This is a genomic window from Streptomyces sp. PR69, assembly GCF_026420845.1.
In the GTDB taxonomy this organism is placed as follows: Bacteria; Actinomycetota; Actinomycetes; order Streptomycetales; family Streptomycetaceae; genus Streptomyces.
This window is the reverse complement of sequence record NZ_JAOWCB010000012.1, coordinates 124,712-149,207: the sequence shown is the minus strand read 5'-3', so window position 1 is coordinate 149,207 and position 24,496 is coordinate 124,712. Positions and strand designations below refer to the sequence as shown.

The 24,496-nt window shown below is 71.8% G+C and carries 15 protein-coding genes and 1 pseudogene; 5 read left to right on the top strand and 11 right to left on the bottom strand.

Annotated features, from left to right (window positions below):
• Nucleotides 1–395: 395 nt before the first annotated feature.
• The 5 genes and pseudogenes from mmsA to iolC all read right to left on the bottom strand — a co-directional run.
• A complete protein-coding gene (mmsA, locus tag OF819_RS14600; protein WP_267243931.1) occupies nt 396–1,895 on the bottom strand; it encodes a CoA-acylating methylmalonate-semialdehyde dehydrogenase in 1,500 nt (499 codons plus the stop codon).
• A gap of 36 nt (nt 1,896–1,931) precedes the next feature.
• On the bottom strand, nt 1,932–3,845 hold the full coding sequence (iolD, locus tag OF819_RS14595; protein ID WP_267243930.1) for a 3D-(3,5/4)-trihydroxycyclohexane-1,2-dione acylhydrolase (decyclizing): 1,914 nt from the start codon (nt 3,843–3,845) through the stop codon (nt 1,932–1,934).
• A complete protein-coding gene (gene iolB / locus OF819_RS14590; RefSeq protein ID WP_267243965.1) occupies nt 3,842–4,741 on the bottom strand; it encodes a 5-deoxy-glucuronate isomerase in 900 nt (299 codons plus the stop codon). Before iolB ends, iolD begins: the two co-directional genes overlap by 4 nt.
• 31 nt (nt 4,742–4,772) lie before the next feature.
• Nucleotides 4,773–5,657 (bottom strand): deoxyribose-phosphate aldolase, encoded by an 885-nt coding sequence (locus OF819_RS14585; protein WP_267243929.1) that lies wholly within the window; start codon nt 5,655–5,657, stop codon nt 4,773–4,775.
• A 434-nt stretch (nt 5,658–6,091) separates the two neighbouring features.
• A pseudogene (gene iolC, locus OF819_RS14580) lies at nt 6,092–7,216 on the bottom strand (5-dehydro-2-deoxygluconokinase); the annotation flags it as partial.
• A 136-nt stretch (nt 7,217–7,352) separates the two neighbouring features.
• Between iolC and OF819_RS14575 the strand changes: the two are divergent.
• A complete protein-coding gene (locus tag OF819_RS14575; protein ID WP_267243928.1) occupies nt 7,353–8,264 on the top strand; it encodes a sugar phosphate isomerase/epimerase family protein in 912 nt (303 codons plus the stop codon).
• Nucleotides 8,265–8,510: 246 nt separating this feature from the next.
• Nucleotides 8,511–8,708: a helix-turn-helix transcriptional regulator gene (locus tag OF819_RS14570; RefSeq protein ID WP_267243927.1), complete on the top strand. Its 198-nt coding sequence runs from the start codon at nt 8,511–8,513 to the stop codon at nt 8,706–8,708.
• Between the two features lie 95 nt (nt 8,709–8,803).
• Here OF819_RS14570 and OF819_RS14565 read toward each other — a convergent pair whose 3' ends face one another.
• Nucleotides 8,804–10,024, bottom strand: coding sequence for a cation:proton antiporter (locus OF819_RS14565; protein WP_267243926.1), 1,221 nt, complete (start codon nt 10,022–10,024; stop codon nt 8,804–8,806).
• Nucleotides 10,025–10,202: 178 nt separating this feature from the next.
• Here OF819_RS14565 and OF819_RS14560 point away from each other — a divergent pair, with 178 nt between their 5' ends.
• Nucleotides 10,203–10,436, top strand: coding sequence for a heavy-metal-associated domain-containing protein (locus tag OF819_RS14560; RefSeq protein ID WP_267243925.1), 234 nt, complete (start codon nt 10,203–10,205; stop codon nt 10,434–10,436).
• 476 nt (nt 10,437–10,912) lie between these two features.
• Here OF819_RS14560 and OF819_RS14555 read toward each other — a convergent pair whose 3' ends face one another.
• Both OF819_RS14555 and OF819_RS14550 read right to left on the bottom strand, forming a co-directional pair.
• Complete coding sequence (locus OF819_RS14555; RefSeq protein ID WP_267243924.1) at nt 10,913–12,202, bottom strand: citrate synthase; 1,290 nt, start codon at nt 12,200–12,202, stop codon at nt 10,913–10,915.
• 233 nt (nt 12,203–12,435) lie between these two features.
• Nucleotides 12,436–14,694: an ATP-dependent RecD-like DNA helicase gene (locus OF819_RS14550; RefSeq protein WP_267243923.1), complete on the bottom strand. Its 2,259-nt coding sequence runs from the start codon at nt 14,692–14,694 to the stop codon at nt 12,436–12,438.
• A 463-nt stretch (nt 14,695–15,157) separates the two neighbouring features.
• Here OF819_RS14550 and OF819_RS14545 point away from each other — a divergent pair, with 463 nt between their 5' ends.
• Nucleotides 15,158–16,984: a glycoside hydrolase family 3 protein gene (locus OF819_RS14545; RefSeq protein WP_267243922.1), complete on the top strand. Its 1,827-nt coding sequence runs from the start codon at nt 15,158–15,160 to the stop codon at nt 16,982–16,984.
• Between the two features lie 181 nt (nt 16,985–17,165).
• Nucleotides 17,166–17,825 (top strand): hypothetical protein, encoded by a 660-nt coding sequence (locus OF819_RS14540; RefSeq protein WP_267243921.1) that lies wholly within the window; start codon nt 17,166–17,168, stop codon nt 17,823–17,825.
• A gap of 72 nt (nt 17,826–17,897) precedes the next feature.
• On the opposite strand, the gene OF819_RS14535 is transcribed toward OF819_RS14540, so the two are convergent.
• The 3 genes from OF819_RS14535 to OF819_RS14525 all read right to left on the bottom strand — a co-directional run bounded on the left by OF819_RS14535 (nt 17,898) and on the right by OF819_RS14525 (nt 24,472).
• Nucleotides 17,898–19,409 (bottom strand): S28 family serine protease, encoded by a 1,512-nt coding sequence (locus OF819_RS14535; RefSeq protein WP_267243920.1) that lies wholly within the window; start codon nt 19,407–19,409, stop codon nt 17,898–17,900.
• A gap of 77 nt (nt 19,410–19,486) precedes the next feature.
• Nucleotides 19,487–19,906 carry a hypothetical protein gene (locus OF819_RS14530; protein WP_416370536.1) on the bottom strand — a complete coding sequence of 140 codons (420 nt, stop codon included), beginning with the start codon at nt 19,904–19,906 and terminating at the stop codon, nt 19,487–19,489.
• Nucleotides 19,907–20,752: 846 nt separating this feature from the next.
• The gene (locus OF819_RS14525) at nt 20,753–24,472 is read right to left on the bottom strand and encodes an ABC transporter ATP-binding protein (protein ID WP_267243919.1); all 3,720 of its coding nucleotides are present in this window, start codon (nt 24,470–24,472) and stop codon (nt 20,753–20,755) included.
• Nucleotides 24,473–24,496: the final 24 nt, after the last annotated feature.

Here is a 24,496-nt window from a genome sequence, read left to right as displayed (position 1 = left end):
TGGGAGGTGCCCCCAGGGGTACGCCCACGGAGGTGCCCCCCAGCAGGCTGAATTGGCTGCGCCACATCCCAGCCCCGCCGCCGTTGAAGGCTCACATCCCAGCCCCGCCGGTGATTGGGGCGCGGGGTCCTGAAACCCAGCCCCGCCCGCGATTGAGGCGCAGGAACCAGAAACCAGCCCCGCCGGCGATTGAGGCGCAGGAACCAGAAACCAGCCCCGCCGGCGATTGAGGCGCGGGGGGTGCGGGGGCCGAGCCCCCGGGGAAAAACCGGTGGCTTCGGGGTGGCCCGCCGGGGTCTACTGGGGTCCGTCGGGCGTACGCGCCACGGCCCGTACGGAACGGGGGTCCGTACGGGCCGTTTTCGTCCGCGCACCCGGCCGCGGCGCATGCGCGCTCAGTCGTGGCGGGGGAAGCCCAGGTCCACCCCGGCCGGCGCCTCCGACGGGTCGGGCCAGCGGGTGGTGACGACCTTGCCGCGGGTGTAGAAGTGCACGCCGTCGTTGCCGTAGATGTGATGGTCGCCGAAGAGCGAGTCCTTCCAGCCGCCGAAGGAGTGGTAGCCCACCGGCACCGGGATCGGCACATTGACGCCGACCATGCCCGCCTGGACCTCCAGTTGGAAGCGGCGGGCCGCGCCGCCGTCGCGGGTGAAGATGGCGGTGCCGTTGCCGAAGGGCGAGGCGTTGATGAGGGCCACGCCGTCCTCGTACGTCGCGGCGCGCAGCACGCACAGCACCGGGCCGAAGATCTCGTCACGGTAGGCGTCGGAGTCCACGGCCACCTTGTCGAGCAGCGACAGCCCGATCCAGTGGCCGTCCTCGTAACCGTCCACGGTGAATCCGGTGCCGTCGAGGACGACCTCGGCGCCCTGGGCGGCCGCGCCGGTCACATAGGAGGCGACCTTGTCGCGGTGGGCCTTGGTGATCAGCGGGCCCATCTCGGACGCCGGGTCGTCGCCCGGTCCGATCTTGATCTTCTCGGCGCGTTCGCGGATCTTCTCCACCAGTTCGTCGCCGATCGCGCCGACCGCGACGACCGCGGAGATCGCCATGCAGCGCTCGCCGGCGGAGCCGTACGCGGCCGAGACCGCGGCGTCCGCGGCCGCGTCCAGGTCCGCGTCGGGCAGCACCAGCATATGGTTCTTGGCGCCGCCGAGCGCCTGCACGCGCTTGCCGTTGGCGGAGGCGGCAGTGTGGATATACCGCGCGATGGGCGTGGAGCCGACGAAGGACACGGCGGCCACGTCCGGGTGGGCGAGCAGCGCGTCGACGGCGGCCTTGTCGCCGTGCACCACATTGAGCACGCCGTCCGGCAGCCCGGCCTCCGCGGCCAGTTCGGCCAGCAGATTGGCGGCGGAGGGGTCCTTCTCGCTGGGCTTGAGGACGAAGGTGTTGCCGCAGGCGATGGCGAGCGGGAACATCCACATCGGCACCATGGCCGGGAAGTTGAACGGGGTGATGCCGGCGACGACGCCCAGCGGCTGGCGGATGGCGGCCACGTCGACCCGGCTGGAGACCTGGGTGGACAGCTCGCCCTTGAGCTGGGTGGTGATTCCGCAGGCCAGCTCCACGATCTCCAGTCCGCGGGCGACCTCGCCCAGTGCGTCGGAGTGCACCTTGCCGTGCTCGGCGGTGATCAGCGCGGCGATGTCGTCGCGGCGGGCGTCCAGCAGCGCGCGGTAGCGGAAGAGGATCGCGGTGCGCTGGGCCAGCGAGGAGAGGCCCCAGGTCCGGTACGCCTCCTTGGCGGCGGCGACGGCGGCGCCGACCTCCTCGGCCGAGGCGAGGGCGACCTGTGTGGTGACCGCGCCGGTCGCGGGGTCGGTGACGGGGCCCCAGTTGCCCGACGCGCCCTCGACGGTCTTGCCACCGATCCAGTGGTTGACGGTCTTCATTGCTCGTGCTCCTTCACAGATGGCGGCGTCGGGCGGTCACAGATGGCGGCGACGTGCGGCGACGTGCCGTTCGTACTCCTCCCGGGCCTTGACGGCCGACGGGCGGGTCGCGGTCTCGGCCACCGGAACATCCCACCACGCCTGTGCCGGGGGCGGGCCCGACACAGTGTCTGCCGTTTCGGTCTCGATGTAGACACCTGCGGGGACCTTCGCGGCGCGCACCTCGGCGAGGGCTTCGCGCAGCTCGCCGACGGTCTTCGCACGGATCATGCGCAGGCCGAGGGAGGCGGCGTTGGCGGCGAGGTCGACGGGGAGGGGGTCTCCGGTGTAGCTGCGGTCGGCGGCCGACCGGTGGCGGTAGGCGGTGCCGAAGCGCTCCGCGCCCACCGACTCGGACAGCCCGCCGATCGAGGCGTATCCGTGGTTCTGGACGATGACGACCTTGATCGGGATGTTCTCCTGGACGGCGGTGACGATCTCGGTCGGGTTCATCAGATAGGTGCCGTCGCCGACGAGCGCCCAGACGGGCCGGCCGGGGGCGGCGAGCGCCACGCCGATGGCGGCGGGCAGCTCATAGCCCATGCAGGAGTAGCCGTACTCGACGTGGTACTGGTCCGCAGCGCGCGGCCGCCACAGCTTGTGCAGATCGCCCGGAAGCGACCCGGCCGCGTTGATCACGATGTCGTCGGCGGTGACCAGCGCGTCGAGGGCGCCGAGCAGCTGCGTCTGGGTGGGGCGGGCCTGCGGGTCCTCGGCGGCGTACGCGGCGGTGACGCGCCGCTCCCAGTCTGCCTTGCCCTGCGCGTACTGGCGCTGGTAGCTCTCCTCGACGCGTGCGCCGAGGGTGCGCAGGGCGACGGTCAGCTCGTCGAGCGTGGTGCGCGCGTCGCCGAGCAGGGTCTGACCGGACATCTTGTGGGCGTCGAAGGCCGTGATGTTGAGGTTGAGGAAGCGGACGTCCGGGTTCTGGAAGAGGGTCGAGGAGGCGGTGGTGAAGTCGGTCCACCGGGTGCCGACGCCGATGACCAGATCGGCGGCGCGGGCCAGTTCGTCGGCGACCGCGGTGCCGGTGTGGCCGATGCCGCCGAGGTCGCAGGGGTGGTCATGGCGCAGCGCGCCTTTGCCCGCCTGGGTGGTGGCGACGGGGATGCCCGTGGTTTCGGCGAGCACGCGCAGCGACTTCTCGGCCTCGCTGTGGCGTACGCCGCCGCCCGCGACGATCAGTGGGCGGCGGGCGGCCCGTATGGCGGCGACGGCCTGGGCCAGCTCTTGGGCGTCGGGCCGGGGGCGGCGCACGGTCCACACCCGCTGGGCGAAGAACTCCTCCGGCCAGTCGTACGCCTCCGCCTGCACGTCCTGCGGCAGCGCGAGGGTGACCGCGCCGGTCTCGGCCGGATCGGCGAGCACCCGCATGGCCGCCAGGGCGGCCGGGATGAGCGCCTCGGGGCGGGTGACGCGGTCGAAGTAGCGGCTGACGGGCCGCAGCGTGTCATTGACCGACACATCGCCCGCGGAGGGGACTTCGAGCTGCTGGAGCACCGGGTCGGCGGGGCGGGTGGCGAAGGTGTCGCCGGGCAGGAGCAGCACGGGCAGCCGGTTGACGGTGGCCAGGGCGGCGCCGGTGACCAGATTGGTCGCGCCGGGGCCGATGGAGGTGGTGACGGCGTGGGCGGACAGCCGGCGGGACTGGCGGGCGTAGCCGACGGCCGCGTGCACCATGGCCTGTTCGTTGCGGCCCTGGAAGTACGGCATCTCCGTGCCGGATTCCAGCAGCGCCTGGCCGAGCCCGGCGACATTGCCATGGCCGAAGATGCCCCAGGTGGCGCTGATCAGACGGTGGCGGCGGCCGTCGCGCTCGGTGTACTGGCGGGCGAGGAAGGCGAGGAGGGCCTGGGCGACGGTGAGCCGCCGGGTGCCGTGGGCTGGGCTTGCTGCGTGCAGGGAGGTCATCGGGGGTTCTCCTCGCTGTCGGGTCCCGCGGCCGGGTACAGGGGGAGCCGGGGGTCGACGGGCTGCGACGGCCAGGTGTCGCGGATCCAGGCGTGGTCGGGGTGGTCGCAGATGAGCCACTGCCGCTCGGCGGCGGGCCCGGCCATCACATTGAGGTAGTACATGTCCCGTCCGGGCGCGGCGATGGAGGGGCCGTGCCAGCCGTCGGGGATCAGCACGGCGTCGCCGGTGCGGACTTCGTCGAGCGTGTCGGCGCCGCCGGGGCGGGACGGGGAGACCCGGTGGTAGCCGAGGCCGTCGTCCGCGATCTCGAAGTAGTAGATCTCCTCAAGTGCGGACTCGACGCCCGGCCGGTGCTCGTCGTGCTTGTGCGGGGGGTACGAGGACCAGTTGCCGCCGGGGGTGAGGACCTCGACCGCGATCAGCTTGTCGCACTCGAAGACCCCGGCGGCGGCGAAGTTGTTCACCTGGCGGGAGCAGACCCCGGCGCCGCGCAGTTCGACGGGAACCTCCGGCGCGGGGCCGTAGCGAGCGGGGAGTCGTCGCTCGCACCTCGCTCCTGCCAGGGCGAAGCGGCCCCCCGCGCCGGAGGCGATCTGGGCATGGGCGTCGCGCGGCACATAGGCGAAGTCGCTGACCCCGCTGAACACGCTGTCTCTGCCCTGCAGTTCAAAGATCCCGTCATCGACGCGCACCGTGCAACCGCCGCTGAGCGGCAGCACGATCCACTCACTGTCGCCGGTGGCGAGGGTGTGCGCGCCGCCGGGCGCGAGGTGCAGAATCCGGAGCGCGGAGTAGCCCCAGCCGGCGTCCTCAGGGTCGATGCGCAGCGCGTAGGGCGGGTCGGCGGCCTGGCCGGCGGCCACATAGGGCGGGCGCGCGGTGCGCTGTTTCATCTCGTGGTGGTCCATGGTCTGTGCGTACCCCCTACAGAAGCCCTACGGCGGTGTCGACCGCCGCGGTGACGTCCCCGTCGACCGGATAGAGCAGCGAACGTCCCACCACAAGGCCCTGCACGGTGGGCAGTTGCAGCGCGCCGCGCCACTTCTCGTATGCGCCTTCCTGGTCGTCGCCGATCTCGCCGCCGAGGAGCACGGCGGGCAGCGTGGAGCTCTCCATCACCGCCGCCATGTCGGCGGGCTCGTCCGTGACGGGCACCTTGAGCCAGCTGTACGCCGAGGTGCCGGCCAGGCCGGAGGCGATGGCGATGGAGCGGGTGACGGCTTCCGCGCTGAGATCGTTGCGGAGGCGGCCGTCGGCGCGGTGACAGATGAACGGCTCGATGAAGACGGGAAGCTGACGCTCCGCCATTTCGTCGACGGCGCGGGCGGCGGAGTGCAGGGTGTCCAGGGAGCCGGGGTCGTCGTAGTCGATGCGCAGCAGCAGCTTGCCCGCGTCAAAGCCGAGACGGGCCAGGTCCTGGGCGCGGTGCCCGGTGAAGCGGTCGTCCAGCTCGAACACGGCGCCGGAGAGGCCGCCGCGGTTCATGGAGCCCATGACGACCTTGTCGTCGAGCGCGCCGAGGAGCAGCAGGTCGTCGAGGATGTCGGCGGTGGCGAGGACTCCGTCGACGCCGGGCCGGGAGAGCGCGAGGCAGAGCCGCTCCAGCAGGTCGAGCCGGTTGGCCATGGCGAAGCGGCTGTCGCCGACGGCGAGCGCGCCGCGGGCCGGATGGTCCGCCGCGATGATCATCAGCCGTCCGCTCTCCCCGATGAGCCGCGGCCGCCTGCGCCGCCGCGCGGCCGCCTCCGCGACGGCCTCGGGATGCCGGGTGCGGATCCCGACGAGCTCTCTGATGTCAACGGCGCTCACACCGCACCTCCGTGGGTACGGGCCCCGCGCGCCCCAGGCCCGCCAGGGCCCGCCCCCCGCAGCACTTCCCCGCCCTGCGGCCCGGAATGCCCACGGCCCGAAACCGCACCGGACACGGCACCGCCCACACCGGCGTCCGGGACCGAACCGGCCGCGCCATCGGCCGTACGGGAGCCCTGCGGCCCACCGAGGCGGTGTACCTCTACGGGGCTGGGGGCCTGCGGCCCGACGCCCTCTGGGGCCTGACGGGCCGTTGCCTCATCGCCGCGGCGGGGGCGCTGGCGTCCGGCCGTCACGCCGTCGGCATCGTGGGCCGAGCCCGACTGCCCCGGCGCAGCCGGAGGCGGCGTGGACGGGGTCAGGCGTCCAGCCACCCCGGGCGCGGCGGCCTGGCCCGGCGTGTCGGGTCCGAACGGGCCGGGGGGCGCGACGGAACTCCCCTGGGGGACGGCCGGCTCGCTGTCGGCTCCGCCCGCCGCCTCGGGCGCGGATGGAGGCCGCGCAGCGGACGACCCGGCGTCGCCAGCGGCCTCCGGGCCAGCGGGCGGCGGGGCTTCCGGTGAAGCACCCGGCGGGACGCCGCCCGTCGGGGGCTGCGGGGGGACCGGGCCGCCGGTGAGGACCTGGGTGACTTCGGGGGCGTACGGCATGGCGGAGGAGCAGGCGAGGCGGGAGGCGACGATCGCGCCCGCCGCGTTGGCGTAGCGCATCACCTCGGGCAGCTCCCAGCCGGCGAGCAGGCCGTGGCAGAGCGCCCCGCCGAACGCGTCGCCCGCGCCGAGGCCGTTGACCACGTCGACCGGGACCGGCGGGATCTCCGCCTCCGTGCCGTCGCGGTGGACGGCCAGCACGCCCTTGGGGCCCTGCTTGACCACCGCGAGGTGCACGCCCGCGGCGAGCAGCGCGCGGGCGGCGGCCCGCGGTTCGCGCTCGCCGGTGGCGACCTCGCATTCGTCGAGGTTGCCGACGGCGACGGTGGCGTGCGCCAGCGCCGCCGCGTAGTGGGGCCGGGCGTCCTCCGCCCCGCCCTTCCAGAACATCGGCCGCCAGTCGAGGTCGAACACCGTGAACCCCTCGCCGGGTGTGCGGGCGCGCAGCGCCAGCCGCGTCGAGCTGCGGCTGGGCTCCGCGCACAGGCCGGTGCCCGTCATCCAGAAGACCCGGGCGGCGCGGATCGCGTCCAGGTCCAGCTCATGGTGGTAGATCTGGAGATCGGGGGCTCTGGGGTGCCGATAGAAGTAGAGCGGGAAGTCGTCCGGCGGGAAGATCTCGCAGAATGTGACCGGGGTGGGATACCCGTCCACGGGCGTGACCCACCGGTCGTCCACTCCGAACTCCCGCAGCGCCTGGTGGAGATAGTCCCCGAAGGCGTCCCGGCCGGTGCGGGTGACGACGGCCGTCCGGCGGCCGAGCCTGGCCGCGGCGACCGCGACGTTCGTCGCTGAGCCGCCGAGGAACTTCCCGAACGTGTCGACCTGTGCCAGCGGCACCCCCGTCTGCAGCGGGTAGATGTCCACACCGATGCGTCCCATGGTGATCACGTCGTACGGCTGCGGCATATGCGTCCCTTCGGCTCGACGACGGTCGCCGGCTGCCCTCAGGTCTAGTCGCCCCTGCGGAACCCTGTCAACATTTTGTCCTTACATTCGGACGAAGGGTTGACACCTTTCTCCGGCGGCCGGAAAAGTGGCGGCCATGACCTCCTCCTCCCCCGCCCTGAACCGCATCCGGGTCGGCTCAGCCCCCGACTCCTGGGGGGTGTGGTTCCCCGACGACCCCCGGCAGGTCCCCTGGCAGCGCTTCCTCGACGAGGTCGCCGACGCCGGCTACGAGTGGATCGAGCTGGGCCCGTACGGCTATCTCCCCACCGACCCCGCCGTCCTCGCCGCCGAGACCCGAAGCCGCGGGCTGAAGGTCTCAGCCGGCACCGTCTTCACCTCCCTGCACCACGGGCCCGCCGTCTGGGACCGGACCTGGTCCCATGTCTCGGACATCGCGGCGCTCACCCGGGCCATGGGCGCGGAGCACCTCGTCGTCATTCCGTCCTTCTGGCGGGACGACAAGACCGGCAAGGTGCTGGAGGACAGCACGCTGACGGCGCAACAATGGCGCGATCTCGCCGCTCAGACCGAGCGCCTGGGCCGTGAGGTGCGCGAGCGGTACGGTCTGAAGATCGTCGTCCATCCGCACGCCGACACCCATGTGGACACCGAGGAGAACGTCTGCCGCCTCCTCGACGCCACCGACCCCGATCTGGTCTCGCTCTGCCTGGACACCGGCCACTACGCCTACTGCGGCGGCGACAGCGTCAAGCTGATCGAGACCTACGGCGAGCGGATCGGCTATCTGCACCTCAAGCAGGTGGACCCGGAGATCCTCGCTGAAGTGGTCGCGGACGAGGTGCCGTTCGGACCGGCCGTGGCCCGCGGGGTGATGTGCGAACCGCCCGCAGGCGTCCCGGCCCTGGAGCCCGTGCTCGCCGCGGCCCAGGCGCTGGACGTGGAGCTGTTCGCCATCGTCGAGCAGGACATGTATCCCTGCCCGCCGGACAAGCCGTTCCCCATCGCCGAGCGGACCCGGCGCTTCCTGCGGTCCTGCGGCGCCTGACGCCCCTGCGCACCTGCCGCGTCTGCCACCGCGTCTGCCGCCGCGTTTGTCCCTGAGTCATCACAGTTGTCGCTGTTTCGCGGCCCTTCCGTCACAGCCGGTCGACATCCCCGCCCTGCAGGATCACCCCGTGCCCGTCCCGGGGCACAGGCTGAGTGATCTCAGTGATCGCCGAGCGTCCGCGCCGCAGCTCCCCCGACGGCCCCCCGCGCCGCCGCTGCGGCGCACGCAGGGAGGTGCCCACAGATGGCCGACAGAAGACTCTGGTCGTACAAGGAGATCGCCGCGCATATCCGGGTGCAGCCGGACACCGTCCGCTCGTACCGCAAGCACGGCCACCTGCCCACGCCCGACCATGTGGAGGGCGGCAAGCCCTACTGGTACGCCGACACCATCCGCTCCTGGGTCGCCAACCGGCCGGGGAACCGCAACCGCAGGGACTGACCCGCCCCCGATCCGAACCCCAATCCGACCCCCGACCGAACCCCGATACGACGACACGGCCCATACGGCCCCGGGCCCCGCTCCGGCGGGGCCCTTCACCATGATTCACCGGCCCCGGACGGCCGGGCGGCGGCGGCACGCTCCCGCTCCCCCGCCGCCGCCCGGCACTTGAGCGCAAGCAGCGGGAACACCAGCACCGACACCATGCCCGCGCCGACGAGCGCCGCCGACTCCCCCGTCGTCATCGCCCCGGCGTCGAGCGCCAGCGTGGTGATCGCCACGATCAGCGGCAGCGCCGTGGAGCCGTACAGCACCAGCGCCGCGCGGTCCCGGCGTACGAACTCCCGGGGAGCCAGCAGCCACAAAGGCGCCCCGCGCACCAGCAGGAAAAGCGCCACAAAGCCGGGGACGAGCAGCAGTTCCCGGCCGCCGGCGAACAGCGCGTCCAGATCGAACCCGATGCCCGTGACGATGAAGAAGACCGGCACCAGAAAGCCAAACCCGACCGCTTCCACCTTTCCCAGCACCTCGCCGCTGCTCTCCGGGGCCGCTCCGGTCAGCACCAGCCGGGTGATCAGTCCGGCGGCGAACGCCCCCAGCAGGACGTCCAGGCCGAGCGCCTGCGCCGCCCCGAGCATCAGCGCGAGCAGCAGGAACACCAGCCGGACGGCGAACTGGCCGCTGGTGTGCAGCGTCTTGGCGATCAGCCGGGAGAACCACGGCGGCCGGGGCCGCAGCGCCCAGAACACCGCCGCGGCCGTCAGCGCCGCGAATGCCGCGAGCAGCACCGTCGACTGCCCCGGCTTGCGTCCGCTGAGCAGCAGCGCCATGGCGATGATCGGCCCGAACTCCCCCACCGCGCCGAACGTCAGCATCACCGGGCCGAACGGGGTTCTCAGATCGCCCGCGTCACGCAGCACGGGCAGCACGGTGCCCAGCGCCGTGCTGGTGAGCGCCGTGCCGACGTAGACGCCCTTGCTGAAGCCGCCGCCCGCCAGGAGGACGCCGACCGCCAGGCCGGCCGCCAGGGTGATCAGCCAGGCCCAGAGGGAGCGACGCCGGATGTCCCGGCGGACCCGGCCGAAGTCGGTCTCGTACCCGGCGAGGAAGATCAGCATGGCCAGGCCGAGTTCGGAGAGGCCGTCGATCAGGGGGCCGGTTTCGGCCCAGCCGAGGACATCGGGTCCGATCAGCACGCCCAGCAGAATCTCGAAGATGACGAGCGGGACGGGCAGCCAGCGCCCGACGCCATAGGCCAGCAGCGGCGCGAGCACCGCGATGGACATGATCAGGATCAGCGTCCCCGAGTGCGACATGGGAGGTATCTACCATGTCCCAAGGCCCGGAGCGGGGACCTGTAGACGGCCGGGCAGGGGTTCGCATCTATACCCCCTAGGGGTATAGAGTCAAAGCCATAGGCAGCACACAGCGCCACCACCCGAAGACCCGAGACCCGAGACCCGAAGACCTTCAGACCCGAAGAGGAGACTCGTCATGACCGCCGAGACGAAGACCGTCACCACCGTCTACCAGGTCAGCGGTATGACCTGCGGCCACTGCGAGGGGGCGGTCACCAGCGAGCTGTCCGCGCTCAAGGGCGTCGTCTCGGTCCAGGCCGTCGCCGCCACGGGGCAGGTCACTGTGGTCTCCGACGCCCCGCTGAACGAGGCGGCCGTGCGCGAGGCGGTCGACGAGGCCGGCTATGAGCTGACGACCGCGGGCGCCTGAGAGCCCATCGCCTTTCCCCATGGCGGGCCCCGGCCCGCCATGGGGAAAGTTTTGCGTTTGCGTCACTACAACTGGGTCACAGGACCTTCACAAGGAGACCTAGATCACAGATATTTGGGGGTAACCATTCAGGCTCATGGCGAGTCTAAGTGGGCGATGCCAGGAACGTCTTGGGGGACGTTCATGGGATGTCTTGGGGGACGTCCCAGGCAAGCGTAAGCCGGGGCACGTGCACCGGGGAGCTTTGAGCGGCCCTCCCGTCCGTACGTACCCCGGCAGACCGCGCGCGGAGCTTCCGCGCCCGGCTAGACGCCCGGCCGGATCCCGTGGGGGGAATCCGCTCCGGGATATGGAAGCGCCCCGCCCGCCGACCCGTGGGGGGATCGGCTTGCGGGGCGCTTTCCGTCGTTGAGCGGGCCTGTGACCCGGCAACGGACCTGCGGCCCGGCGAGCCTGCGGCTCAGCGGGCCTGCGGCTCAGCGGGCCTCGACCGGGACGAAGTCGCGCAGGACCTCGCCGGTGTAGATCTGGCGCGGACGGCCGATGCGGGAGCCCGGCTCCTTGATCATCTCGTGCCACTGGGCGATCCAGCCCGGCAGCCGGCCCAGCGCGAACAGCACGGTGAACATCTCGGTCGGGAAGCCCATGGCGCGGTAGATCAGACCCGTGTAGAAGTCCACGTTCGGGTAGAGGTTGCGCGAGACGAAGTACTCGTCGGAGAGCGCGTGCTCCTCCAGCTTGAGCGCGATGTCCAGCAGCTCGTCGGACTTGCCGAGCGCGGAGAGGACATCGTGCGCCGCCGCCTTGATGATCTTCGCGCGGGGGTCGAAGCTCTTGTAGACGCGGTGGCCGAAGCCCATCAGCCGGACGCCGTCCTCCTTGTTCTTCACCTTGGAGATAAAGGAGTCGACATCGCCGCCGTTGGCCTGGATGCCCTGGAGCATCTCCAGCACCGACTGGTTGGCCCCGCCGTGCAGCGGACCCCACAGGGCGCTGATGCCCGCGGAGATCGAGGCGAACATGTTCGCCTGCGAGGAGCCGACCAGACGGACCGTGGAGGTGGAGCAGTTCTGCTCGTGGTCGGCGTGCAGGATCAGCAGCTTGTCCAGCGCGGAGACCACGACCGGGTCCAGCTCGTACTCCTGCGCGGGGACCGAGAAGGTCATCCGCAGGAAGTTCTCCACATACCCGAGGTCATTGCGCGGGTAGACGAACGGGTGGCCGATCGACTTCTTGTAGGCGTACGCCGCGATCGTCGGAAGCTTGGCGAGCAGCCGGATCGTGGACAGATGGCGCTGCTTCTCGTCGAACGGGTTGTGGCTGTCCTGGTAGAAGGTGGACAGCGCGCTGACCACGGAGGACAGCATGGCCATCGGGTGGGCGTCACGCGGGAACCCGTCGAAGAACCGCTTGACGTCCTCGTGCAGCAGCGTGTGCTGGGTGATCTCGCCCCGGAACGCGGAAAGCTCGTCGACCGTCGGCAGCTCGCCGTTGATCAGCAGATACGCCACCTCGAGGAAGGACGAGCGCTCCGCGAGCTGCTCGATCGGGTAGCCGCGGTAGCGCAGGATGCCCTGCTCGCCGTCCAGGTAGGTGATCGAGGATTTATAGGCGGCCGTATTGCCGTATCCGCTGTCCAGGGTCACCAGACCGGTCTGGGCTCGGAGCTTCCCGATGTCGAAGCCCTTGTCGCCGACGGTGCTCTCAACCACCGGGTAGGTGTACTCACCGTCCGCGTACCGCAGTACTACAGAGTTGTCGCTCACGTCATCCCTCACCGACGTAGTGCCTCTTCTTCGAGGTGCCCTGACTGTCTCTACCATCCCCCATTTGGCTCAGGAGAGTGCACTCGGGGTCGACCATTGGGCCAATTGGCGGCACTGAGTGCCGTCAACCTGCTCATCTTGCCCCGTTCGCCCTGGTTCCGGAACCCGGGGGTGGCGTTTGCCACCCCTTGGGGGACCGTAGGGGGTCGCCCGGGCGGCGGGGTATGCGCCCCTCAGCCGGCCGAAGTCGCCGCCGCCCGCGCGGGTGCGGGCCCCGGCGCGGACGCGGGCGCGGCCAGCCGGCTGTCCAGCGCTGTAAACCGTCTACCCGCAGAGACGGTGCGCACCGCCTGTCCTATCGCCTTACGTGAGCCGACCAGCACCACAAGCTGCTTGGCACGGGTCACGGCCGTGTACAGGAGATTGCGCTGGAGCATCATCCAGGCCCCGGTGGTGACCGGGATCACCACGGCCGGGTACTCACTGCCCTGCGAGCGGTGGATGGTCACGGCGTAGGCGTGCGCCAGCTCGTCCAGCTCGTCGAAGTCGTACGGCACCTCCTCGTCCTCGTCAGTGAGCACGGTCAGCCGCTGGTCATCGACGCTGAGGGAGACAACGACCCCGACCGTGCCGTTGAAGACGCCGTTCTGCCCCTTTTCGTAGTTGTTGCGGATCTGGGTGACCTTGTCGCCGACACGGAAGACCCGGCCGCCGAAGCGCTTCTCGGGGAGCTCCGGGCGGGCGGGGGTGATCGCTTGCTGAAGCAGGCCGTTGAGGGTGCCGGCGCCGGCGGGGCCTCGGTGCATGGGCGCGAGCACCTGCACATCCCGCCGTGGGTCCAGGCCGAACTTGGCCGGAATCCTCCGTGCCGCCACATCGACGGTCAGCCGCCCCGCCTCCTCCGTGTCGTCCTCCACGAAGAGGAAGAAGTCGGCGAGCCCGGTGGTGACGGGCTGCTGTCCGGAGTTGATGCGATGGGCGTTGGTCACGACGCCCGACTGCTGCGCCTGGCGGAAGATCCGCGTCAGCCGGACGCTGGGCACCGGCCCGCCGTCGGCGAGCAGATCGCGCAGCACCTCCCCCGCGCCGACGCTGGGCAGCTGGTCCACATCCCCGACCAACAGCAGATGTGCACCCGGTGCCACTGCTTTGACCAGTTTGTTCGCCAGCAGCAGATCAAGCATCGACGCCTCGTCGACGACCACCAGATCGGCGTCCAGCGGCCGGTCCCGGTCGTATGCCGCGTCGCCGCCCGGCTTGAGCTCCAGCAGCCGGTGCACGGTGGATGCCTCGGCGCCGGTGAGCTCCGCGAGCCGCTTGGCGGCCCGGCCGGTGGGCGCGGCCAGCACCACCTTTGCCTTCTTTGCGCGGGCCAGCTCCACGATCGAGCGGACCGTGAAGGACTTGCCGCAGCCCGGGCCGCCGGTGAGCACCGCGACCTTGCTGGTCAGCGCGAGCTTGACCGCGGCCTGCTGCTCCGGCGCGAGCTGGGCGCCCGTGCGGGAGGCGAGCCAGCCCAGCGCCTTGTCCCAGGCGACGTCCTGGAAGGCCGGCATCCGGTCCTCCTCGGTGCGCAGCAGCCGGCGCAGCTGGCCGGAGAGTGACAGCTCGGCCCGGTGGAAGGGCACCAGATACACGGCCGTCAGAGCGTCCCCGCCGTCGGGGGCGGGGACCTGCTCCCGCACCACCCCTTCCTCCTCGCCGGCGAGTTCGGCGAGGCACTCGATGACCAGGCCGGTGTCCACCTGGAGCAGCTTCACCGCGTCGGCGATGAGCTGCTCCTCGGGGAGGAAGCAGTGGCCCTGGTCGGTCGACTGCGACAGGGCGTACTGCAGTCCGGCCTTGACCCGCTCGGGGCTGTCGTGCGGAATGCCCACCGCTTGGGCGATCCTGTCGGCGGTGAGGAAGCCGATGCCCCAGACGTCGGCCGCGAGGCGGTACGGCTGGTTCTTCACGACCGAGATCGAGGCGTCCCCGTACTTCTTGTAGATGCGGACGGCGATGGAGGTGGAGACGCCGACGCCCTGGAGGAAGACCATGACCTCCTTGATGGCCTTCTGCTCCTCCCAGGCCGCGCCGATCAGCTTGGTCCGCTTGGGTCCGAGGCCGGGGACTTCGATGAGCCTGTCCGGCCGCTGCTCGATGACGTCGAGCGTGTCGACGCCGAAGTGGTCGACGATGCGCTCGGCGATCCTGGGGCCGATGCCTTTGATCAGCCCGGAGCCGAGATAGCGGCGGATGCCCTGGACGGTGGCCGGGAGGACCGTGGTGTAGTTGTCCACGGTGAACTGCTTGCCGTACTGGGGGTGGGAGCCCCAGCGGCCCTCCATGCGCAGCGACTCGCCCGGCTGCGCACCGAGCAGCGACCCGACGACGGTGAGCAGCTCGCCGGAGCCGCGGCCGGTGTCGACGCGGGCGACCGTGTACCCGTTCTCCTCGTTGGCATAGGTGATGCGTTCGAGGACCCCTTCGACCACTGCTGCGTTGGACATGCTCCGACGCTACCGCCGCGCTCCGACACGGCGGGCGGCCTGTGGACAACCAACCAGCCCGTGGACAGCCGCCTGTGGACAACTGAACGACCGGAGCCGCGAGCCCGGCAAGGACAACGGGGCCCGGCCACATGGCCGGGCCCCCCGCCTTCCCCCTCCCCCCACTGTGGCGAGGGTTCCGCCGGATCCCCCCAGATCCACCCCCCGGGAACCTCGCCGACCAGTACGACTCATGTCACGCAGAAAGGGTTGCACGACTGCGGGGAGTGATTTTCGGCCACTTCCCGACGGTGTTCCGCCACGTCCCCGCCAGGCAGCGCACGGAGCCAGGGCGGTGATGTTTCCGCGTGGCGTGTGCGGCGGCCCTTGCCACGGCATTGACCCGGCAGTAATTTTCCGGACACCCGTGAGGCCTGGAAGTTTCCTTCAACTACCTTGTCGCGCAAGGCCGGAAGGAGCACCCGTGCACAGCCGGAACCTCTCCCGACGCACCCTTCTCACCGCCACCGCCGGAGCGGCTTCCGTCGCCGCCGTCCCCGCGCCGCCCGCCGCGGCCGGGGAGCAGACCGGGCGGCGCGGACGACTGGAACGGCTCATCGGCAGGATGAGCCTGGAGGAGAAGGTCGGCCAGCTCTTTGTGATGAGGGTATACGGGCACTCCGCCACCGATCCCGATCCCGCCGACGCCGAGAAGAACCTGGAAGAGATCGGCGTGCGCACCGCGGCCGAGCTGGTCGCCGCGTACCACGTCGGCGGGATCATCTACTTCGCCTGGGCGCACAACACCCGCGATCCACACCAGATCGCCGATCTGTCCAACGGCATCCAGCGCGCCGGGCTCGCCCAGCAGACCCCTGTGCCGCTGCTGCTCGCCACCGACCAGGAACACGGCATCGTCGCGCGCGTGGGCAAGCCGGCCACACTGCTGCCGGGCGCGATGGCGCTGGGGGCGGGCGGTTCCGCGGCCGACGCGCGCCGGGCGGCGCAGATCGCGGGGGCCGAGCTGGCCGCCATGGGCATCCGGCAGAACTACGCCCCCGTCGCGGACGTCAACGTCAACCCCGCCAACCCCGTCATCGGCGTACGGTCCTTCGGCGCCGCCCCCCAGGGGGTGGCCCGTATGGTCGCCGCCCAGGTCCGCGGCTACGAGAGCGGCGGGGTCGCCGCCACGGCCAAGCACTTCCCGGGCCACGGCGACACCACGGTCGATTCGCACACGGGCATCCCGGTCATCACCCACACCCGCGAGGAGTGGGAGGAGTTCGACGCCCCGCCGTTCCGGGCGGCGATCGCCGCCGGGGCCGACGCCGTCATGACGGCGCACATCCAGTTCCCCGCCCTCGACCCGAGCGACGACCCGGCGACGCTGTCCCGTCCCATCCTCACCGGCATTCTGCGCGGGGAGCTCGGCTATGACGGCGTGATCGTCACGGACTCGCTCGGCATGCAGGGCGTACGGGAGAAGTACGGCGACGACCGGGTGCCGGTGCTGGCCCTCCACGCGGGCGTGGACCAGCTGCTCAACCCGCCCGACCTGGCCCTCGCCTGGAACGCCGTGCTCAACGCCGTCAGAAGCGGCGAACTCGCCGTCGAGCGTGTCGAGGAGTCGGTGCTGCGGATTCTGCGGCTGAAGGAGCGGCTCGGTCTGCTGCGCGACCCGTTCGCCTCCCACCGGGACGTCGAGCGGACCGTCGGCGCGCGGTCGCATCTCGCCGCCGCCGAGCGGATCGCCGAGGAGACCACGACTCTGCTGGTGAACGAGGGCCGGCTGCTGCCGCTGGGCCGCCGCGGGCCGCGCACGCACCGCAGAGTGCTGGTCGTCGGCGCCGATCCCGCCTCCCCCTCCGGCACCACCGGACCCCCGACGACCGTCATGGCGGGCGCGCTCAACGAGCTGGGGTTCGACGCGGTCTCCCTGTCCACCGGCACAGCCCCGAGCCCGGCGCGGATCGAGGAGGCGGCAGCGGCGGCGAGCGGCCGGGACGCGGTCGTCGTGCTCACCTACAACGTCACCGCGGGCAGCTCCCAGCGCACCCTGGTGCGGCGGCTGCTGGACACCGGGACGCCCATCGTGGCCCTCGCCGTACGCAATCCGTATGACATCGCCCAGCTGGCGGGGGTGCCCGCGGCCCTCGCCTCGTACGGCTGGACCGATGTCGAAGTGCGCGCCGCGGCACGGGTCATCACGGGCCGTGCGCGGCCCCGCGGACGGCTGCCGGCGCCGGTGCAGCGCGCCGACGACCCGGCGCGGGTGCTGTATCCGATCGGGCACGGACTTTCGTACAGCTAGCGTAGGCAGGCGTATCCCGCGCCCGGGGCGCACGACCCCCATTCGTGCCCAATCGCGCCGAAGCCGCCCGCGTCGCTGGCGTGTGCCCGCGGTGGCGCGCCACGCTGGAGCCGGAGACAGTGATCGGCGACGGCGGTGCGGGTCGGCCGCCGTGCGGGCCGGGGTTCCAGGGGGCGGCGGGATGCGTGGACGGAGCTGGGGGGTGCCGGCGTCGGTTGTGGTTCTGCTGGCCGCGGTGGTGACGGCGGTGCTGTGCACCGGCTGCCAGGAGTCGTCGGACGGCGGGGCGGGCGCCGGTCCCGGCGGCTCCGGCGGCTCCGCGGCACCGGCGTCGTCCGCCCCGGCGACGCCCGGATACGGGGCGGTCTTCCTGGGGCGGGGTGAATGCGCCTCGCGCGGCCGGGAGTTCCACGAGGTGCCGTGCAGCAGCGAGAAGGCAGCGGCCCGCGTCCTCGCCCGGTATGACGGACTGGCCTCGACGGGCCGCGGCGCATGCCCCGAGGCGACGGACTTCGTCCTGCATATCTCGGAGAGCCTGCCGGCCGCGGACGAGGACGGAGACGGCGAGGTGTCCCGCGGCTATGCCTGCATGCGGAATCTGGAACCGCCCCATCCGGGTGATCCGGGCGGGGGCGGCGGCCCCCACACGGTCGTCGGCGACTGCGTCTACACCGCGCGCAAGGGGCAGGTGAAGGAGACCGCCTGCGATGGGTCGGGCGAGCACGCCCCGCAGTACAAGGTGGCCTCGGCGGTGGCGCGGCGCACCCAGTGCCCGCCGTCCACCGCGCTGTTCGTCACGCTCGGCGGGGAGCGGCCGGTGGGCTGCGCCCGCCGTGTCTGACGACGGACGCAGCCCGGCCCCGCACATGCCATACGGGCTTCCGCGGGCCTACGGGCCTGCCGGCAGACCTGCTTACGGGAGGAACGCCGGCATACGGCGGGCCTCCTGCTTGTCGAGCCCGGCGTCAAAACCGGTCAGCCGCTTCGCCTTGGCCGGATTCTCCTGGACGGCCCGCGGCGCGACACCCGCCCACTTGAGGATCGAAGCGGTGGCGCGCGCCCGCTCCGCCTCCTTCAGATCGGCGACCCCGGCCCCGTGGTTGGCGCCGGGCGCGGTGTAGACATAGCTGTCCCGCGCGCCCCAGCCGAGGCGGAACGGCTCCGCGCCCCAGGGGTCGTTCTCCCCGTACACGAACATCATCCGGTGGGCGTTGTGCCGCACCCAGCGGTCGACGTCGTACATCGCCCACGGCTTGAAGCGCATCGGGATCTCCCGCGGCACGAAGTTCCGCGGCGGCTGGTAGCCGTAGCGGACCAGACCGTCCAGATGCGGCTGGGCGATGTCGGGCGAGCCCAGCTCGGTGCCCGCCTGGTAGTAGTACGGCGTATACGGGTCAAGGCCCTGGTCCGTGTAGAAGGCAAGGCCGGAGACCGCGTCGAGGGAGTCGTAGATCTCCTGGTCGGAAGCGGTGGCGGCGGGGAGCGCGGCGCAGTCCGTCAAGTGGCTGTACTGCCAGAACGCCCAGGCGTAGTCGAGGACCACGGCCTCGTACGCCCGGGAGAGGCTGCCGATGGTGGTGAAGGTGTAGCCCTCCTCGTCGGCGAGCTGCCGGTACTTCGCCTCCAGCGCCTCGCGGCGCACCAGGGCTTCACGCTGCACCGCGCCCAGCTTGTCGCGGCACTCCTGGGTGCCGACGCGCGCGAGGAAGCGGTCATAGGCCGAGTCCTCCCAGTTCACCACGTCGTTGGGGGCGACGTAGGCGACGACGCCGTCCATGTCGCGGGGGTAGAAGCGCTCGTAGTACGTGGCGGTCATCCCGCCCTTGGAACCGCCCGTGGAGATCCAGTTCTTGCGGTAGATCTTCTTCAGCGCCTTGAACACCCGGTGCTGGTCGCTGGCGGCCTGCCAGATGTCGAGCTTGGACCAGTCGGCGGGGCTCGGCCGGGACGGCGAGAAGAAGCGGTACTCCAGCGACACCTGGTTGCCGTCGACGATGGCCGTGGGCTCCGCACGGCGGGGCGTGGTGCTCACGTGGTAGCCGGAGGTGTGGAAGACAGTGGGGCGGGCGGTGTCCTTGTGCAGCACGGTGAGCCGCTGCTCGAAGGTGCCCAGGTAGGGCCACCGGTGGTCGACCGGCTGGGTGTAGCTGAGCACGAAGAAGCGGTAGCCGGGATGCGGCTTCTCCTCAATGAGGCTCATGCCCGGGATCGCCAGGATGCGGTCCTTGATGTCCCGGCCGCCGATGTCCCGGCCGTCGTACGGGTCTGCGGCGGCCTGTTCGACGGCGTACGGGCTTATGGCGTGCGGGCTTGCGGCGTACGGATCTGCGGCGGTGGCCGCGTGTGCCGTCGCCGGGCCGCCTGCCACGCCCATGGCGCCTATGAGCACCACGAGCGAGAGCAGCCATCTGAGCGCGTTGCGCATTCACCCTCCCCTGTTTCAAGCGGTCGCGGTGAACCTAGCGGTGGCAACGCGCCTCCCGCCAGCCCCGGTTGAACCGCTCAGCAGAGGAGCCACCCGGTGGACCGGGTGACGCCGGAGACCGAACCGCTCGCCCGGACACAGCGGTTGAGCGCGTGCACGGTGATGGGCCCCGCGTACCGGGTGAACCATCCGGCGTCGACGGCGGCCCGGCCGCCGCGCGGCTGAAGCGACACCCGCATATACCGCCGCTTGCCGGGCTTCTTGGCGAACGTCATGGCGCAGGCGTAGTGGCGTCCCTGGTAGATCCGCAGCTCCCCGGTGGAGAACGACACGATCTTGGCCAGCCGCCCCGTACAGGTCGCGGCGGCGCGGGCCTGGGCGGGGTGGGCGCCGTGGTTCACCAGCGTCAGCAGGACGACGGCGACGACCACGGCGCCCAGGCGCGCGCCGGTCCGCCGCCGTGCCGTGCCGCCGCCGGCGCTTGTCGTGCCCGTCACTACGTCTCCCCGTGTCACTCAGGTCTCGCACGTACGTGTGTACGACGCGGGGTGGGGTGGGATGGTTGCGGCGCGTGTGACTGACCGTCTCCGCGGGTGCGGGTCCTTCCCCACCCACCCGCCCTTTCTGGTGTAGGGGCTTCGCCCCTACACCCCGGCGGCGCTTCGCGCCGTGAGGTTCCCCCGGGCATGCCCCCTCCGCGGGGCGCGGGCTGTCCCGGACCCTCCGCATGCCGGTCTCCGCAGAGCGCGGGCTCCTCGGCCCCCTGGGTGTGCCGGGCCCTTGCCGGGTGCGGGTTGCCCGTCTCATGGGCTCTTGGGGTTCGGGGTCTTGTCTTGGTTCGGGTGGTCGGGGCCCCTCCGGGCTCACCTCCTCAAGGCCGGCGGCGTGACCGCCCTTGCTTCGGGTGACCCCGGTCTTGCCGCCGGTCCTCTGCGGGGGCGACCCTGCACGGCCCCTCCGCCCCAGACGGGCCGACTGCCCCGGCGTCCCCGCACCCGGCAGGGTGCGGGTTCCCCTTCACCCGCGGCTGTCGGGGTGCCGGACCCCCACGCCCCCAGGGCGAAGGGGGAGGGCGGGAGGGACAAGCACCCGCCCCCGCCACGGGCAACCCGCACGAACCGAGTGCCTGACCCCCGGACGCCCCACGCCCGCGCCCGGCGGGGAGCTGGAAACGGGAGGGTGGGTGGGACAAGCACCCGCCCCCGCCACGGGCAACCCGCACGAACCAAGTGCCTGACCCCCGGACGCCCCACGCCCGCGCCCGGCGGGGAGCTGGAAACGGGAGGGTGGGTGGGACAAGCACCCGCCCCCGCCACGGGCAACCCGCACCCCCGCCCCGCGCGCTACACCGCCGCGCCCGCGTCCGCGTCCGCGCCGAGGAACGTACGCCAGAGGTCCGCGTACCGCCCCTCCCCCGCCGCCAGCTCCTCGTGCGTGCCGTCCTCCACCACCCGGCCGTGGTCCATCACCACGACCCGGTCCGCGCGTGCCGCCGTGGTCAGCCGGTGGGCCACCACCAGGGTGGTGCGGCGGCCGGTCAGCCGGTCGGTGGCCTGGTTGACCTGGGCCTCCGTGGCCAGATCAAGCGCGGCCGTGGCCTCGTCGAGGAGCAGCACATCGGGGTCCACCAGCTCCGCGCGCGCCAGCGCGATCAGCTGGCGCTGACCGGCGGAGAGATTGCGCCCCCGCTCGGTGACCTCGTGCAGATAGCCGCCGTCCAGCGTGGCGATCATGTCGTGCGCCCCGACGGCCCGCGCCGCTGCCTCCACCTCCGCGTCGGTCGCGTCGGGCCGCCCGTAGGCGATCGCGTCCCGCACCGTGCCCGCGAAGAGATACGCCTCCTGGGGCACGACGCCGAGCCTGCGCCGGTACGCGGTCAGATCGAGGTCCCGCAGATCGACGCCGTCCGCCGTGACCCGGCCGTCCGTCGGGTCGTAGAACCGGGCGACCAGCTTGACGAGCGTCGACTTGCCCGCGCCGGTCTCGCCGACGAAGGCGACCGTCTGCCCGGCGGGGATGCGCAGATCGACCCCGCGGAGCGCCTCCTCGTCGTCCCCGTAGGCGAAGGAGACGTTCTCGAAGGCGATGTCGCCGCGCAGCGCGGTCACGCCCCGCGGCCGGTCCGGCTCCGCCGTGGAGGTGGTTTCGGCGAGCAGCTGCTGGATGCGCCCGACCGACACCGACGCCTGCTGGTAGCCGTCGAAGACCTGTGACAGCTGCTGCACGGGTGCGAAGAACAGCTCGATGTAGAGCAGATACGCCACCAGCGCGCCCGCCGTGAGGGTGCCCGCCTCCACCCGGCCGGCGCCGACGATCAGCACCGCGGCGGCCGCTGCGGACGACAGCAGCTGCACGAAGGGGAAGTACACGGAGATCAGCCACTGGCCGCGCACCCGCGCCTGCCGGTAGGCGTCGCTGCCGGCCGCGTAGTGCGCCTCGCCGTCCCGCTCGCGGCGGAAGGCCTGGACGATCCGCAGCCCGGAGACCGACTCCTGGAGGTCGGCGTTGACACCGCTGATGCGCTCCCGGGCCAGTTCGTACGCCTTGACGCTCTGCCGCCGGAAGAAGACGGTGCCCACGATCAGGACGGGCAGCGTGGCGAACACCACCAGTGCCAGCTGCACGTCGATGACGATCAGCGCGACCATGATGCCGAAGAAGGTGACGACCGAGACGAACGCGGTGACCAGCCCCGTCTGGAGGAAGGTGGACAGCGCGTCCACGTCCGTCGTCATCCGGGTCATGATGCGGCCGGCCAGCTCGCGCTCGTAGAAGTCGAGACCGAGGCGCTGGAGCTGCGCGAAGATCTTCAGCCGGAGGGAGTAGAGGATGCGCTCCCCGGTGCGGCCGGTCTTGCGGATCTCCCCGACCTGGGCGGCCCACTGCACGGCCACGGTCACCAGCGCCAGCCCGGCGGCCGTCCACACCGCGCCAAGCGCCAGCTCGGTGACGCCCTCGTCGATGCCGTACCGGATGAGCACCGGCAGCAGCAGGCCCATGCCCGCGTCCACGGCCACCAGCGCCAGGCTGATCAGCAGCGGCGGTCCGAAGCCGCGCAGCAGTCCGCGCAGTCCGCGGGTCCGCGCAGGACGCACGGCCTGCGCCTCGTCGACGTCCGGGGTGTCGGCGGCGGGCGGCAGGGCCTCCACCTGGGCGAGCAGTTCGGGTGTCGCGCCCGGTGCGGCCAGGGCGGCGGGCTCGGCGCGCGGGGCGTCCTCCCGTGCCCACAGGCCGGGGGTGATGCCGCGTTCGGCGTCGTACTCGGCCTGCATCTCCTCCCGTACGGTGCGGTCCTCGGGTATGTCGACGGCCATGGCATGCCCGGGCGAGACGCCGCCCAGTTCGTCGGGGTCGGTGAGCAGCCGCCGGTAGAGCGCCGAGCGCCGCTGGAGCTCCTCGTGGGTGCCGATGTCGGCGAGGCGGCCGCCGTCGAGGACGGCGATGCGGTCGGCGAGGCCGAGCGTGGAGCGCCGGTGGGCGATCAGCAGGGTGGTGCGTCCCGCCATGACGGAGCGCAGCGCCTCGTGGATCTCGTGCTCGATGCGCGCGTCGACGGCGGAGGTGGCGTCGTCGAGGAGCAGCAGCCTCGGGTCGGTGAGGATGGCCCGGGCGAGGGCGATGCGCTGGCGCTGGCCGCCGGAGAGGGTCAGCCCGTGTTCGCCGACCTTGGTGGCGTAGCCGTCGGGCAGTTCGGCGATGAAACGGTCCGCCTGGGCGGCGCGCGCGGCGGCGGCGATCTCGGCGTCGGTCGCGCCGGGCTTGCCGTAGGCGATATTGGCGCGGACGGTGTCGGAGAACAGGAAGCTGTCCTCGGGGACGAGGCCGATGGCGGCGCGCAGCGAGTCGAGGGTCAGCTCGCGCACATCGCGGCCGCCGACGAGGACCGCGCCGCCGCTGACGTCGTAGAAGCGGGGCAGCAGCAGGGAGACGGTGGACTTGCCGCTGCCGGAGGAGCCGACGACGGCGACGGTCTCGCCGGGTTCGATCCGCAGCGAGAAGCCGTCGAGGACGGGCCGGCCCTCCTCGTATCCGAAGGTGACGTCGTCGAACTCGACGCTCGCGGGCGCGTCGGCGGGCAGCTCCCTGACGCCGTCCTTCAGGGTCGGCTCGGTGTCGATCAGATCCAGTACGCGCTCCACGCCCGCGCGTGCCTGCTGGCCGACGGTGAGGACCATGGCGAGCATCCGGACGGGTCCGACGAGCTGGGCGAGATAGGCGGAGAAGGCGACGAAGGTGCCGAGGGTGATCTGACCGCGGACGGCGAGCCAGCCGCCGAGGGCGAGCATGGCGACCTGGCCGAGGGCGGGGACGGCCTGCAGGGCAGGGGTGTAGCGGGAGTTCAGCCGGATGGTGCGCAGCCGCCCGGCGAACAGCTTGCGCCCCGCGTCGCGGAGCTTGGCGGTCTCCTGCTCCTCCTGGCCGAAGCCCTTGACGACGCGTACGCCGAGGACCGCGCCGTCGACGACGCCCGCGACGGCCGCCGCCTGACTCTGCGCCCACCAGGTGGAGGGGTGCAGCCGGGTGCGGCTGCGCTTGGCGATGAACCACAGGGCGGGGCCGACGGCGACGGCGACCAGGGTGAGCGGCACGGACAGCCACGCCATGATCACCAGGGAGACGAGGAAGAGAAGGATGTTCCCGACGGTCATCGGGAGCATGAAGAGCAGGCTCTGGATGAGCTGGAGGTCGGTGGTGGCGCGGCCGACGACCTGGCCGGTGGAGAGCTCGTCCTGCCGCCGTCCGTCGAGCCGGGTGATGGTCCGGTACATCTCGGTGCGCAGATCGTGCTGCACGTCGAGGGCGAGCCGGCCGCCGTAGTACCGGCGGATGTACGTCAGGGCGTACACGACGACGGCGGCGGCGACGAGGAGCCCGGTCCAGACGGCGAGCGACCGGGTGCCCGCGCCGATCACATCGTCGATGACGACCTTGGTGATCAGCGGGACGAGGGCCATCACCGCCATGCCGGCGAGGGAGGAACCAAGCGCGAGCACCACATTCCGCCGGTACCGCCAGGCGTAGCCGGTCAGCCGCCGTGCCCACCCTTGCTCTGCCGCCGCCACGTGATGCCTCCCCGGTTGTTCTGG

Excerpts from the sequence above, each read along its gene's own strand:
- mmsA (WP_267243931.1), bottom strand. The coding sequence starts at position 1,895 with ATGAAGACCGTCAACCACTGGATCGGTGGCAAGACCGTCGAGGGCGCG.
- iolD (WP_267243930.1), bottom strand. The coding sequence starts at position 3,845 with ATGACCTCCCTGCACGCAGCAAGCCCAGCCCACGGCACCCGGCGGCTC.
- iolB (WP_267243965.1), bottom strand. The coding sequence starts at position 4,741 with ATGAAACAGCGCACCGCGCGCCCGCCCTATGTGGCCGCCGGCCAGGCC.
- OF819_RS14575 (WP_267243928.1), top strand. The coding sequence starts at position 7,353 with ATGACCTCCTCCTCCCCCGCCCTGAACCGCATCCGGGTCGGCTCAGCC.
- OF819_RS14570 (WP_267243927.1), top strand. The coding sequence starts at position 8,511 with ATGGCCGACAGAAGACTCTGGTCGTACAAGGAGATCGCCGCGCATATC.
- OF819_RS14565 (WP_267243926.1), bottom strand. The coding sequence starts at position 10,024 with ATGTCGCACTCGGGGACGCTGATCCTGATCATGTCCATCGCGGTGCTC.
- OF819_RS14560 (WP_267243925.1), top strand. The coding sequence starts at position 10,203 with ATGACCGCCGAGACGAAGACCGTCACCACCGTCTACCAGGTCAGCGGT.
- OF819_RS14550 (WP_267243923.1), bottom strand. The coding sequence starts at position 14,694 with ATGTCCAACGCAGCAGTGGTCGAAGGGGTCCTCGAACGCATCACCTAT.
- OF819_RS14540 (WP_267243921.1), top strand. The coding sequence starts at position 17,166 with ATGCGTGGACGGAGCTGGGGGGTGCCGGCGTCGGTTGTGGTTCTGCTG.
- OF819_RS14535 (WP_267243920.1), bottom strand. The coding sequence starts at position 19,409 with ATGCGCAACGCGCTCAGATGGCTGCTCTCGCTCGTGGTGCTCATAGGC.